Annotated in this window: 12 protein-coding genes and 2 pseudogenes; 6 read left to right on the forward strand and 8 right to left on the reverse strand. The window is 36.7% G+C overall.

All coding sequences use genetic code 11. The features are described from left to right. The first annotated feature begins 46 nt into the window (after positions 1-46). Positions 47-679 carry a type 1 glutamine amidotransferase family protein gene (locus ACQKOF_RS05450; protein WP_427554429.1) on the forward strand — a complete coding sequence of 211 codons (633 nt, stop codon included), beginning with the start codon at positions 47-49 and terminating at the stop codon, positions 677-679. A gap of 262 nt (positions 680-941) precedes the next feature. Here ACQKOF_RS05450 and ACQKOF_RS05455 read toward each other — a convergent pair whose 3' ends face one another. Beyond that, positions 942-1,817 (reverse strand): tyrosine-type recombinase/integrase, encoded by an 876-nt coding sequence (locus ACQKOF_RS05455; protein WP_427554431.1) that lies wholly within the window; start codon positions 1,815-1,817, stop codon positions 942-944. Between the two features lie 343 nt (positions 1,818-2,160). On the opposite strand from ACQKOF_RS05455, the gene ACQKOF_RS05460 reads away from it, so the two are divergent. Next, entirely contained in the window at positions 2,161-2,955 is a 795-nt protein-coding gene (locus ACQKOF_RS05460; RefSeq protein ID WP_427554433.1) for an enoyl-CoA hydratase/isomerase family protein, read from the forward strand. A gap of 47 nt (positions 2,956-3,002) precedes the next feature. Here ACQKOF_RS05460 and ACQKOF_RS05465 read toward each other — a convergent pair whose 3' ends face one another. Next, positions 3,003-3,818 carry a hypothetical protein gene (locus ACQKOF_RS05465; RefSeq protein ID WP_427554435.1) on the reverse strand — a complete coding sequence of 272 codons (816 nt, stop codon included), beginning with the start codon at positions 3,816-3,818 and terminating at the stop codon, positions 3,003-3,005. 222 nt (positions 3,819-4,040) lie between these two features. Here ACQKOF_RS05465 and ACQKOF_RS05470 point away from each other — a divergent pair, with 222 nt between their 5' ends. Next, entirely contained in the window at positions 4,041-5,216 is a 1,176-nt protein-coding gene (locus ACQKOF_RS05470) for an aminotransferase class I/II-fold pyridoxal phosphate-dependent enzyme (protein WP_427554437.1), read from the forward strand. Between the two features lie 119 nt (positions 5,217-5,335). On the opposite strand, the gene ACQKOF_RS05475 is transcribed toward ACQKOF_RS05470, so the two are convergent. Both ACQKOF_RS05475 and ACQKOF_RS05480 read right to left on the reverse strand, forming a co-directional pair. Next, the gene (locus tag ACQKOF_RS05475) at positions 5,336-5,755 is read right to left on the reverse strand and encodes a DUF1801 domain-containing protein (RefSeq protein WP_427554439.1); all 420 of its coding nucleotides are present in this window, start codon (positions 5,753-5,755) and stop codon (positions 5,336-5,338) included. A gap of 106 nt (positions 5,756-5,861) precedes the next feature. Next, a complete protein-coding gene (locus tag ACQKOF_RS05480; RefSeq protein ID WP_427554441.1) occupies positions 5,862-6,182 on the reverse strand; it encodes a GyrI-like domain-containing protein in 321 nt (106 codons plus the stop codon). Between the two features lie 422 nt (positions 6,183-6,604). Here ACQKOF_RS05480 and ACQKOF_RS05485 point away from each other — a divergent pair. Then, positions 6,605-6,883 (forward strand): annotated as a pseudogene (locus ACQKOF_RS05485) (WYL domain-containing protein); the annotation flags it as partial. Positions 6,884-6,951: 68 nt separating this feature from the next. Here ACQKOF_RS05485 and ACQKOF_RS05490 read toward each other — a convergent pair. The 3 genes and pseudogenes from ACQKOF_RS05490 to ACQKOF_RS05500 form a co-directional block, all read right to left on the reverse strand. After that, positions 6,952-7,146, reverse strand: a pseudogene (locus ACQKOF_RS05490) (cupin domain-containing protein); the annotation flags it as partial. Positions 7,147-7,288: 142 nt separating this feature from the next. Next, positions 7,289-8,488 carry an AI-2E family transporter gene (locus tag ACQKOF_RS05495; RefSeq protein WP_427554443.1) on the reverse strand — a complete coding sequence of 400 codons (1,200 nt, stop codon included), beginning with the start codon at positions 8,486-8,488 and terminating at the stop codon, positions 7,289-7,291. Between the two features lie 64 nt (positions 8,489-8,552). Then, complete coding sequence (locus ACQKOF_RS05500) at positions 8,553-9,503, reverse strand: LCP family protein (RefSeq protein WP_427554445.1); 951 nt, start codon at positions 9,501-9,503, stop codon at positions 8,553-8,555. A 176-nt stretch (positions 9,504-9,679) separates the two neighbouring features. Here ACQKOF_RS05500 and msrA point away from each other — a divergent pair, with 176 nt between their 5' ends. Then, positions 9,680-10,201 carry a peptide-methionine (S)-S-oxide reductase MsrA gene (gene msrA / locus ACQKOF_RS05505; protein WP_427554447.1) on the forward strand — a complete coding sequence of 174 codons (522 nt, stop codon included), beginning with the start codon at positions 9,680-9,682 and terminating at the stop codon, positions 10,199-10,201. Positions 10,202-10,672: 471 nt separating this feature from the next. Next, positions 10,673-11,020, forward strand: coding sequence for a VOC family protein (locus ACQKOF_RS05510; protein ID WP_427554449.1), 348 nt, complete (start codon positions 10,673-10,675; stop codon positions 11,018-11,020). 63 nt (positions 11,021-11,083) lie between these two features. Here ACQKOF_RS05510 and recQ read toward each other — a convergent pair whose 3' ends face one another. Then, the gene (recQ, locus tag ACQKOF_RS05515; RefSeq protein ID WP_427554451.1) at positions 11,084-12,859 is read right to left on the reverse strand and encodes a DNA helicase RecQ; all 1,776 of its coding nucleotides are present in this window, start codon (positions 12,857-12,859) and stop codon (positions 11,084-11,086) included. Positions 12,860-12,866: the final 7 nt, after the last annotated feature.

The following is a 12,866-nucleotide window of genomic DNA, read 5'->3' on the forward strand; positions in this document are numbered from 1 at the left end:
AGTTATATTATAATAGCTATATCAATTGTGATTGGAGTGTTATTGGATGCAAACAAAAAAAGTTTTTCTATATGTATTTAATACAATGTCGGACTGGGAATATGGATATTTAATTGCTGAACTAAACTCAGGAAGATATTTCAAAAAAGATTTAGCACCTTTAAAAGTAATTACAGTAGGAGCTAATAAAGAAATGATTACTACTATGGGAGGACTGAGCATAAAACCAGATATTTCCCTTGATGAATGTACTCTTGAGAGTAAAGATCTTTTAATTTTACCAGGAGGGACTACTTGGAGTGAAGAAATTCATCAACCTATCTTGGAAAGAATTGGCCAAGCTTTAAAGCTTGGCACTATTGTTGCTGCAATTTGTGGTGCAACTGAGGGCCTCGCGAATATGGGATACTTAGATACTAGAAAGCATACAAGTAATAGCTTAGAATATACTAAAATGGTATGTCCTAACTATAAAGGAGAAAAGTTCTATGAGTTGGGATCTGCGGTATCTGATGCGAATTTAGTTACTGCATCAGGAATAGCTCCTCTGGAATTTGCAATGGAGGTACTGAAAAAAATAGATGTATTTACACCAGATGCATTACATTCATGGTATAACCTAAATAAGACTCATAAACCTGAATACTTCTTCCAGTTAATGAATTCAATAAATAAATGAAGTAACTGAAAAGCTCAATTTCTCTATTTTGATTTGTAGAGAAGTTGGGCTTTTTAATTTGGAATTTCCTTATCGTTGTAAATCCGCATTTTCCTGACACTACCCCTATATGTATTTTTTCAATGTTCCTCAAATGCCTTACTATTAAAATAATTCATGATAACCTCCATTAATTAATTTTTAAAAGCGTGCACAAATTTCCATTGTTATTAATAATTTGTACACGCTTAATAACAATCCAATACAGACGAAAAAACTATCTTTATTCAAAACGCTCCTGTCTTTCCGTAAGCACCCATTTTCGAACATAGCCCATTTTTTCTTGAATATTTTCGACTGTTTTTTCACTTTGAAATGCCTTTTGCATGACGGTGTAGCGCAAATCCGTGGCTCTCACATTTGTGCCGATATCCTTTGATATTGTTCGGAAAATTCGTTCAATTGTTTTTGTTGAGATGGCTTTTGATTGACTAGCGTCGCTAACCCAAAGCCATTCTCCTAACTTTTCTTCATGTAATTCCTCTGTTGCCTCTTTATAGTGCGAAAGCATGTCCATTACTATTGGAGAAAGCTTTATTTCTCTACGGCCATTTTGATTAGCAATGTAAATCACCGATGAGTCAAGAAGAATATGAGACCATTTCATACGTACAAGCTCTGCTGGTTTACATCCTGTTTCCATCAGTACTTGGACAATGCAACCATTACGTCTTGCTAGCCATGCATGCTCCATTGTTTTAGCGTATTGAAAATAGGATGGCCAGATATTCGCAATTTGCATTAATTGCTTCTTTGTCAGTAATGTTAAAGCTTCTTTTTGCCTCTTTTTTGGCTCTAAAATACCCTCATAGTCAAATGGCTCCACCCACTCTCTTAAAAAGACAAAGTCTACAAAGCCTCGTAATGTAGCAATTTTATGATTAAATGTGTTGACATTTGTATAGGTCTCTTTTAAATAATTACTATATACCAATAACAATTCTTTTAAATGATGATCCACATACAAGTAGTTATTGTCATGAGCAAACGCTAAAAATTGCTGTCCATCTATATTGTACTGCTTTTTAGTAGCAGCACTTTTCTTTAAAGAATTTAAAAGTAATAAATAGCTGTTCCAAGCGTCCACTAGTGTGTTCATCTTGCTACCTCCTTATAAATTGTGCGTGTTTTAAATTTAGTTTACTATATTTTGGGTGCGTACGTTTATTATTAATTTATATAAAATGTAATGTCGGATAATCTGTAGTATTCATTCATTATCCTGCTTCCAATGTTCAAATGGTCCGCTAGCAGTGTCTCATATCTTTTGCTTTCTTACAATAGCAATCCCCCTCTTACTGTTGTAGTACAATTTCTTTAAAATGCCACTATTCTTGTATAACAGGGCTTATTTACATGAAAATTCGTATAATTTAGTGTTTATCACCGTTTGTGTTATATAATAAGTGTATCAACTATAAAATCTAGGGGGCTTTTCAAGTATGCAAGTAAAAACAACTCGACTTGAAGCAGAAGACGCAAAAATTATTTATCAAGAAACTGCTGGGCTAGCGATTATTACAATCCATCGCCCACAGGCTAAAAACGCGCTAACAGCAAATATGTGGGATCAATTAGCTAAAATTGCCCTACAAGTATTAGATAATCCGAAAAATAAAGTATTGATTCTACGCGGCTCTGGTGAAAACTTTACGGCCGGCTCTGATATTAAAGAATTCAACGCCATTTCCCTTGAAAAAGCAGAAGAAGCATTTGTACATATGGAAAAAACGATTTCCACAATTGAGCGTTTACCGATTCCAACTATTGGCGTAATAAATGGTCCCGCAATGGGAGCTGGTTTAGAGCTTGCATTAGCCTGTGATATCCGTATCGGCTCTGAAAAAGCAAAGCTAGGAATCCCTGTCGGTAAATTAGGCATCACTTTAAATAACAAATTTGCACAGCGTTTAGTTCAACTAGTTGGCCCTTCTACAACAAAGGATTTAGTATTTACCGGTCGTATGTTTAAAGCTGAAGAAGCATTTAAGCTTGGCATGCTTAACTACTTAGTAACTGAAAAAGACTTAAATAAATACATGATTCGCATGGGTAAGCTAGTTGCCGGAATGTCACCTGAATCTTTACTAGCTGTGAAGAAATCTGTGCAAGAATGCGTGGACAGTGTACCTACATTATGGCAAGGTTCAACACCGTTTGTCGGAAAGGATTTTACGGAGGGCTGCAGTGCCTTTGTAGAAAAACGTCAACCACAATTTACTCGCCAATCAAAATAACAAACAGGTACTCTGCTCGCCTCTCTTGCGAATGGAGTACCTGTTTGTTAAGATTTTCGCTTTAGCACGACCGACTTAATGTGGAGATGAATCGCATCTAATTCATAACCAAAATGCTGATGAAATTCCGCTTGTATCATTTTTTGTAATGCATACAATCGATCTGGTAAGGAATAATAAATGGGTAGCTTTAGCTGTAATGTAATCGTTGCTTGTGCTAGATCACCTAATACGAATTGAACGTGCTCGACTTTGTGTACGATATGTTGTTTTGCACAGCAATACGTTAGTAGCTGTACGTAAACATGCCTACCGATATCAATATACTCTTGTTGAAAATCAGGACGAACAATCGTCGTCTCCCCTATTTTTTCACGCTTTGTAGAGAAAATCTCCATCCCTTTTTGAACGAGTCGTTTAAAAAAGTTTTGTTCGACTTGACGGTACGGTATTGGCATAACGTGCTTCCCCTGTGTCTGCCGAATAAAGCGAGCTTTTGCAATTTCTTTTTGGGAACGCACATCCTCAACATAGTAGTATGTATCGATAGGACCAAGCTCAAGCTGTCTAGCTATCGTCTTTGTCATTTTATCGGACGTGCCAATCAGTATAATCGACTGCACCTTATATGTATCAAGTGCTTTTTTTACTTCCTCACGGTGGATATCATCTGTAAAAATGGCTCGACGAACAGCTGTTATCGTATTTTTCTCAAATTTTGCGGAGATTCCTGCTACTTTCACTCCATTAATAATGAGAAGACCATCATCAATAAGAGCCTGTACCCCGATTTTATGGGCGAATACAAGTGCGCTTGTACTTTTCCCTGTTCCACTTGGACCACTTAAAGAATAGACATTCATGACTAACAGCTCCTTTCCATTTCATGATAGCAGAAACATATCACTTTTTCCGTCAAATGTTATTATTTCCATCTTTAGTTAAATTATATCTGCTAGCCTAAGCACACATCTTCTTTATTATAGAAATATATTCTTTTTTCAGAATAACTTTTCCTTTATGTGCTTTAGTATGATAAAATGTGAACTACTATTCTGTTATAGAACTATAAGGAGTGTACTAGTTTGAAAATCGTACCATCTAAAAAAATGTCTTTATTTACAGCAGCAATTTTCGGAGATTTAAAAAATCATGCTAAGCAACAGGAAGCGAAAGGCATGAAAATGATTGACTTAAGCTTAGGTAGTCCAGACCTACCCCCTGACGCTAAAATCCGCGAACATTTATCGTATAGAGCGGGCTTAGCAGAATCCTACGGCTATACATTAACAGGCACGCAACGTTTTTATGAAGCTGTTAGTCGTTATTATAAACGTCGTAGCAATGTAGATTTAGATCCCGCTTCTGAAATCATTCAAACAATTGGCTCTCAAGAGGGATTAGTGCATTTACCAATCGCCTTTTGTGACCCAGGAGATATCGTATTATCCACTAACCCAGCTTACGTTGCCTATGATGCAGGGATTCATCTAGCAGGCGCAACACCTTACTATATGCCTCAAACAGCTGACAACGATTACTTACCAGACTTAGATGCTGTTCCTGAAGATATTGCACAAAAAGCAAAGCTATTAATTTTAAACTTACCAGGTAATCCGGTGCCTGCAATGCCTTCATTAGCCTATTTTGAAAAAGTCATTGCTTTTGCGAAAAAATATAACATCATCGTTCTACATGATGCGGCATACTCTGAGTTCTACTTTTCAGGTGAAGGCCCAATTAGCTTCTTAGCCGCTCCTGGAGCAAAAGAAGTTGGAATGGAAATTAACTCATTATCGAAAAGCTTCAGCCTTGCTGGTACACGTATCGCTTATATCGCTGGTAACGCTGAGATGATTTCGATCTTAAAACAATTAAAATCAAATTTAGATTTCGGTATTTTCGAGCCAATTCAAGATGCTGCGGTCGTAGCACTTGATAACGCAGAGGAAATTACGGCAAGCCTACGTGCAACATTCTCAGAACGCCATAAAACATTGATGAACGGCTTACGTGCATTAGGATGGGATGCAGCCCCTTCTGACGGTGGCATGTTCGTTTGGGCAAAATATCCGTACGATATTGACTGCACAGAGCTAGCCTTTAAAATAATTGAACAAGCTGGTATCGTGACAGTCCCTGGTACAGTATTTGGTTCAGCTGGACAAGGCTATTTACGTTTAGCCTTAGTACAACCGAAAGAATTGCTACAAGAAGCTGTTGATCGTTTAGCACAAATGCAAGTTACATCACAAAAATAATCATATAAACAACATGTAAACCCTTCTAACATTAATTGTTGGAAGGGTTTTTGCTATCGTTTAATATGTTGTTTTTGAAGTAAAACAATTTCATCTAAAAATGTTTTAACGTCTATTTATTATATCCCAAGCATTGGTAGATGTTTTCGAGTATGATAAGTGAGTGCCAATGCAATGCACTGTTTTAATTCATTTACTGGTATTTCATCATTTTCAGCAAATACAATCGCTCGATTACCTTCATAGTTGAATAAATCTCTATAAACCTCTTTAAACGTATCAATTAGCTTCGTATTACAGTTAAAATACACGGCGTATTTATCTGGGTTTGATTGTTTCCAGCCTAATCTAATTGTACTCCCTTTTTTTGTGATATAACTAGGCTCTCCCCATTTTACCGTTTCTTCCACATGATCAACGTTTTCTGTCTCTATTGCCGTATCCAAAATTAATTGACGAAGAATCAATAGTTTCGACTGAATGTGTTTAGGATACTGTTTGAATACTTCCTCCACCTTGCTATTTTCAATTGCACTCATATTAATCATTCCTTTTTTAAAAATAACAAACTAATCAATACTCAATCGTACGATTAATAAATTTCTAAAAGCGATTCAAATTGTCTAGTACAACATGAAAGCTATTTTATCGAAATATAAATTTCTGCTGTCCGTCCTCTGGGTTAATATCCTTGCTATAATATTCAAAATCACCTGTGAATGCTCGGTTATTGCCTGGCTGCTGTGACCATTGCCAAATATCAGCCCAAGTACGCTGCATCATTTCTATAATTGGTCCACGTTCTGTGACGAATACAGCATATTTTGCAGCAGGAACAGTAAATGCTTTTATCATATCTAGGTTTTGAAGCTGTAATGGTTCCTGTACATGTACGCTGACCATTACTTCATAAAGTCCCGCATCTCCCTGTTCATAGTTAGTTGAAGTAACAGCTATAATGACCATCCTCTTGTATATGAATTACTAGCTTCTTACCAATATTTTAAGAATGGAACTTTTCGAATAACTTACCAATTTTGCCATCTTGGCTTCGTTTGGCTTCGTTTGTTGTAACAGTACTAATTCCAGCTAACGTGAAGGAGGATAATACCTCAATTCGGCTAGGTTCAATTCATTTCGTAGTTATGTTGTCTTCAGACGATATGTGATTTCATTCAGTCATACTTTTTTGTTCATTATGTCCTAAATCATTCTCCTTATTATAGAATAAAACCAGTATAAAATAATAAACCTGACAACTGATTGTCAGGTTGCTTTGTCATTTTTGTAAATTGTCGCTATTTTTTCTGCACGACTAGCAATGTTTTCCCTACTTCACCTATTCAAATGCAGAAGGTGAAGTATCCCAGCGAATAGTAGAGCCACATATGCTCATTCTCAAAGGGAGGCAATGGTATCTTCAAGCTTATTGTCTAGAGAAAAAAGAGTTTCGCCTTTTTAAACTAAAAAGAATGAAAGGGCTCGATCCAGCTACTCAGAAGCATGTCGAAGGCAAGCGTAAATTCAAGCCATCCGATGTACCAGTAGTTGTCTTTCGATTCCAGGATGAAGCTCGGCATTTAGCAGAAGAATGGTTTGGTATTGAAGAACTTTTGCCAGCTGAGGATGGCAGTTGGCTAGTAAAAAAGGCGTATCCAGAAAATGAATGGCTCTATAGTTTTATTCTTAGCTTGGGACATCATGTAGAGGTGCTTGAGCCTCAACATACACTAACACGAAATTCAATGATTAAATTCCCTTCAATGACGATAAAGACTTCATCTGTATCTTCATGTTTATGCCAAACAAAATCCCCTTGTACTTTGACTAGCTTAAATTGATAATCATTCATTTCAGCAATAACCTTTGGAGACCAGTGATCTTGGAATTTAGCTAATTTCTCTTGTAAATTAATCGGTATAAAATTCATTCTCTGTTCCCTCCATCCTCTTTGCGACCCTAATATAAGGTTAACATATTGACACCTCTTAAGTGGAAGATTCTTATCGTTAATGCAAGGATCAATTTAATAAAAAAACAGCTACTGCACGTTCGCAGTAACTGTCTCTTCATTACACATCATATTTTTGATGGATCTCATCTTCGTAACGATTATAACGGTGTTTAAATAGCTTGAATAAGTGTGACACAAGCACTTTAATGATGGCATAGCCTGGAATCCCTAAAATGACACCTGGTACGCCAAATAAAGAACCGGCCGTTAATAACACGAAAATAATTGTAATTGGATGAATACTAAGTGATTTACCCATAATTTGTGGAGAAATGAATTTTCCTTCAATGAGCTGTACGACCGTCCAAACAATGGCTAGCTTAATAAGCATGAATGGAGATGTTACAAGAGCGATAATGACCGCTGGCGTAATGGCGATCACTGGCCCTAAGTACGGAACCACACTCGTAATCATAGCAAGGAATCCAAGCAATAAGGCATATTTCATACCGATAATTAAAAAGCCAATTGTCACCATGGCACCTATGCACATTGACACTAAAATTTGCCCTTGAATATAAGAACTAATTTGCTTGTCCATGTCATGGAAAATTTCGTGTACTTCTTTGCGCATGCGTGGCGGGCACATTTTTAAAATAAAACTCGGTAGTTTTTCGCCATCTTTGAGTAAGTAAAATAAAATAAATGGCACCGTAACTAATGATAAAACAATTCCTGTTAACGTTGAAACGAAGCCAGTAATACCAGATGCCACGCCTTGCGCTAAATTCGCAGCTGTATTTTTTACTGTATCTACCGCATCCGTTGTAAAATTTTTCACCATTGCATCATAGTTTAAATTAATTTTATCTAAGTATTCGTTGATACGTGAATTATTAAAAAAATCAGCGATATTTTGTGTAAACGCCATAAAATACCCTGGGAATTCCTGTGCTAAATTAGTAAACTGATCTCTTAAAAACGGATAGACAAGTACTACTAATAACGTTATTATGCCAATCAGAATGATATATAGAAGAAAGATACCCCAAACTCTTGGGATACGCCATCTTTCGAAAAGCCCTACTATTGGACGTAATAAATAATATCCAATACTGGCGAGTACCCCTGGTAGAATAACTACCTCAAATAAAACTTTAAGCGGGGTAAATATAAAGGAAACTTTTTGGAACATAAAAATAACGCATGCTAACAATAATAAAATAATCAGTGTAAAAAATAAGTTTTTACCACCTAAAAAGCGAATAAACTTCGTTGAAAAGAAATTCGAACGCTCCCTTGGTCTTTCTTTTTCCATCTACTCACCCCAATACAAATCCTATATCCATATAGTACAGGATAATGTTGGATTTTGCGAAAAATCACTCTAGGGAAATGCCTAAAAAATTACGTAAAAATTCTTTGTTTTTCTCGACATCAATAATAATTGAATCACCGACACCACTAATGTTTTTGAAACTATAACTACCTTCAATTGGAATAGTTGCTTTTTCTATTTTGACCTTACCTTTCGACACCATTTTCAGCACTTGTTGAATCTCTCCTGCTGATGAATAGTCCGTTGTTATATATCCTTGTGCAGCACCAACGAATTTTGGTAAATTCAACATATTTTGAGGCGATAAAATTTCATTCTTTAATGCTTCGATAACTTTTTGCTGACGTTCAACCCGACCAAAATCCCCTTTATCATCGTGACGGAATCGGGCAAAGCCAAGTAATTCTTTACCATTTAAGTTATGCACACCTTGTTTTAATGAAACCCCAATTTTTTCGGACATATCCTTGTCTACATCGATTTCAACACCATTTGGCGAAATAATATCTACAAGTGATTCAAAATTTTTAAAATCGATAACTGCATAATGATTAATCGGAAGGCCAAACATATTACCAATCGTATCCTTTAATAATTGAACTCTGCCTAAATAGTAGGCCGTATTAAGCTTATAGGATTTATAACCTGGAATATCCGCATAAATATCTCGCATTAATGACACGAGCTTAACATCATTTGTTTTCTTATTCCAAGATAATACCATCATTGTATCTGTACGTGATTTTTCTTCACCACGAGAATCGATTCCTAATAATAAATAGTTTTCAACATCGCCCTTTACTGTATCACCTGTGAAATCCTCTTGGGCTACCTTTGTATCACTTGCCAATTTTAGACCACTTCGATATTGCATAACAGAATAACCTATAATGACAATGACACAAAGTAATAGCAATGTGAAGAAAGTTCTCCCTTTACGCAAGCGACGTTTTTGGGGACGTTGCGAGCGTCTTGTATAATCTTGCTCTTCCATAACTGTTAACTCCTCTATTTTTTATAGTTAATGTAACGATTCCATATAAAGAAAGGTTCATTTTAAATGATGTTGCGAATTCTATCAACAATTATTTATAGGTTATTTTACACCCTATTTGCCAGTTATGAACAAAATAATGCTATAATATTTTCACGAAAGAAAGGATGATGAAGATGATTGAGAAAGCTACGTTTGCTGGCGGTTGTTTTTGGTGTATGGTAAAGCCATTTGTTGAATGGGATGGTATACATAAAGTCACTTCGGGCTACATGGGTGGCCATTTAGACAACCCTACTTATGATGATGTCAAAAAAGGAACTTCTGGCCATTTAGAAGTAGTCGAAATTGAATTTGACCCTAGCGTTTTTAGTTATGAGCAGCTCCTTGATATCTACTGGATGCAAATTGACCCGACGGATGCTTATGGTCAATTCCATGACCGTGGTGAATCATACTCGACGGCAATCTTTACTTATTCAGAAGAGCAAAAGCGTATTGCAGAAGCATCCAAGGAAAAGCTAGCAAAAAGTGGTCGCTTTGATAAACCTATCGTAACCACAATTCGCGATGCCAAGCACTTCTACCCTGCAGAAGATTATCATCAAGACTATTATAAAAAAGAGTCGGAACATTATCAGCAGGACCGAGTGCTTTCTGGCCGAGATCAGTTTATCGATAAGCATTGGGAGAAATAACTTACATAAGAAATTCAATTTTGATTAACACTCACCTATTTTACTCAATGTATAAAGGTTTTCAAAATGGATTTTTTCATTTCTTTTAATAACGTGTATAAAAAATAATAACCGGTCTATACTATTAAAGATTTCACTTCAAATCCAATGACAAGGAGGGTTAACCCGATGAGTGGGGCTGACCGGTAACTCAGAAGGACCATCAAAGCTGAAAAGCTAAAGCACAGTTGTCTTAAAAAATTAAGATCTATGCGGAAGCGAGGCAGTGTGTCATGGAGCACTATAAGTAAGTGAGGATCATGCCCGGGATATTATTCCCGGGTTTTTTTATTTTTGGTACTGTAGCTTTGGATAAAAATCACCTCTTTAGTTTTTCTTTTGAAGTGATTTTTAAATGGATATTTATGTTAAAATTGTACTTAACATTCAATCGAAAATCAAAAATTTAACGACAGACAGGAGTTTGAAACGATGATAAAAGGTTTCGGAGGAATTTTTTGGAGAACTAACAATCTTGATGTTGTAAAAAAATGGTACAGTGAAGTATTGAAGATTGAAATAGAAAATTGGAATGGGACTGTGATTAAACCCCAATTAGGAAATGAGACGATCTTTTCTTTCTTTACCGAAGATGACAGTTATTTTCCAACAGAACAACAAGTGATGATAAATTTCCAAGTACGTGACATAAACGAGACGATTCAGCATCTTGAACATATTGGTGTAACTCTTGAAAAGGAAAAAGAGATTAGTGAATTTGGAAAGTTTATTTGGATTAAAGATCCTGATGGTCGACTAATCGAGTTTTGGGAGAAATAGTAAGTTGTAATACTTTGCAAATATAAAGGAAGTGCGTAAATTCTAAGCACTTCCCTTTTTCCTTTAGTTTGTTGTTGTTTTCAAAAAAGACTGAAGAGCATCGAAGAAACGCTTGCCGTATTTTTCGAATTTCACTTCACCAATCCCACTAACATGTCGTAAGTCTTCTAGCTCTGTCGGTTTTTTATCACATAAATCACGTAATGTTTTATCAGAGAACACAACAAACGGTGGTACCTTCTCTTCATCTGCAATCTCTTTCCGTAATAATCGTAAATGCTCAAATAACGGATCATTGTCTACAAGCTTGCGAACAGTGACAGCTTCTTTTCGCATGACCTGTCGATTCCCAAGTAAAACCCCTTTGCCTTCCTCTGATACATATATAGTCGGAAACGTGCCGTGTTTAACGGCCAATAAGCCTTCTGCAATTAAAAACTCAATAAAGTTTAAGACATCCTTTGAGGAATATTGGCCTTTTAAAATGCCATAGGTAGACAGCCTTGCAAAGCCAAATTCAGCGACCTTTTGATTTTTGGAGCCAATTAACACATGGGCGACCATTGTCTTACCAAATTTTTGCCCCATCCTTACGACACAGGCTAACACCTTTTGTGCATCCACTGTCACATCTTTAACTTCCCGTCCATCATTACAATTACTACAACGGCTACAAGGCTTGCCTGCTTCGTCGTCAAAATATGTTAAGATGGCATTTTGTAAGCAACCTTCTGTATGACAATAATCAACCATCGTTTGCAGCTTCGCTAATTCCTGGGCAATTCGTGTTTCATCCTGCGTCTGTTCAATTAAAAAGCGCTGTGTTTGAACATCACCTGATGCATACAACAAAATGCAGGCACTTGGCAAGCCGTCACGCCCTGCACGTCCCGCTTCCTGATAATAGCTCTCCATATTGCGCGGCATTTGATAATGAATGACAAAGCGTACATTACTCTTATCAATACCCATTCCAAATGCATTGGTAGCTACCATAATGCGCGCCTCGTCTTTTAAAAAGCGCTCCTGCTCTGACATACGCATGTCCTCTGACAGTCCTGCATGGTATTTTGCTACAGATTCGCCCGAGCGACTTAAGAGCTCATAGATTGCGTCTACAGCCTTTCGTGTCGCTGCATAAATAATACCCGCTTCATTTTTATTTTTCATTAAATAATTTTTTATGTAGCGCTCTTTGTTTTCACCGATTAACACAGAGAATGCTAAATTATCGCGCGAAAAGCCGGTAATTACAGTTGATTGCTCATCAATATCTAATAATTGTCTAATATCGTCACAAACAGCTGGTGTAGCTGTTGCTGTAAGTGCTAAGACAGTTGGCTTTTGCGGCCACAATGTAAATAATTTTTGGATTGCTCGGTAACTTGGTCTAAAATCATGACCCCACTGGGATATACAGTGTGCCTCGTCCACAGCAAGCAAAGGTACAGATAAATTCGATAATACCTGTAAAAATGTTGCACTCTCTAATCGCTCTGGCGCTATATAAAGAAGCTTTAAATACCCTGCACTCGCTAGCTGCATCGTTTCATTCACTTCTTGCACGGTTAAAGTACTATTTATATACGCGGCCGGAATATTTGCAGCACGTAATGCTTCTACCTGATCTTGCATAAGAGAAATTAAAGGAGATATGACGACTGTGAGGCCATCTAGCATGAGTGCCGGAATTTGATAGCAAATTGATTTACCTCCGCCAGTTGGCATCACACAAAGACTTGATTGACCTCGTAATGTTTGTTCAATAATTGGTGCCTGTCCATTGCGAAATGAATCATAGCCAAAATGATGTTGTAGCATTTGTCTTGCTTGCTCCATCCAACTT

It is taken from the genome of Lysinibacillus sp. NPDC093190 (assembly GCF_050280425.1).
In the GTDB taxonomy this organism is placed as follows: domain Bacteria; phylum Bacillota; class Bacilli; order Bacillales_A; family Planococcaceae; genus Lysinibacillus.

Coding starts and splice junctions, on each gene's coding strand:
- ACQKOF_RS05450 (WP_427554429.1), top strand. CDS start 47: ATGCAAACAAAAAAAGTTTTTCTATATGTATTTAATACAATGTCGGAC.
- ACQKOF_RS05455 (WP_427554431.1), bottom strand. CDS start 1,817: ATGAACACACTAGTGGACGCTTGGAACAGCTATTTATTACTTTTAAAT.
- ACQKOF_RS05460 (WP_427554433.1), top strand. CDS start 2,161: ATGCAAGTAAAAACAACTCGACTTGAAGCAGAAGACGCAAAAATTATT.
- ACQKOF_RS05465 (WP_427554435.1), bottom strand. CDS start 3,818: ATGAATGTCTATTCTTTAAGTGGTCCAAGTGGAACAGGGAAAAGTACA.
- ACQKOF_RS05475 (WP_427554439.1), bottom strand. CDS start 5,755: ATGAGTGCAATTGAAAATAGCAAGGTGGAGGAAGTATTCAAACAGTAT.
- ACQKOF_RS05480 (WP_427554441.1), bottom strand. CDS start 6,182: ATGGTCATTATAGCTGTTACTTCAACTAACTATGAACAGGGAGATGCG.
- ACQKOF_RS05495 (WP_427554443.1), bottom strand. CDS start 8,488: ATGGAAAAAGAAAGACCAAGGGAGCGTTCGAATTTCTTTTCAACGAAG.
- ACQKOF_RS05500 (WP_427554445.1), bottom strand. CDS start 9,503: ATGGAAGAGCAAGATTATACAAGACGCTCGCAACGTCCCCAAAAACGT.
- msrA (WP_427554447.1), top strand. CDS start 9,680: ATGATTGAGAAAGCTACGTTTGCTGGCGGTTGTTTTTGGTGTATGGTA.
- ACQKOF_RS05510 (WP_427554449.1), top strand. CDS start 10,673: ATGATAAAAGGTTTCGGAGGAATTTTTTGGAGAACTAACAATCTTGAT.
- recQ (WP_427554451.1), bottom strand. CDS start 12,859: ATGGAGCAAGCAAGACAAATGCTACAACATCATTTTGGCTATGATTCA.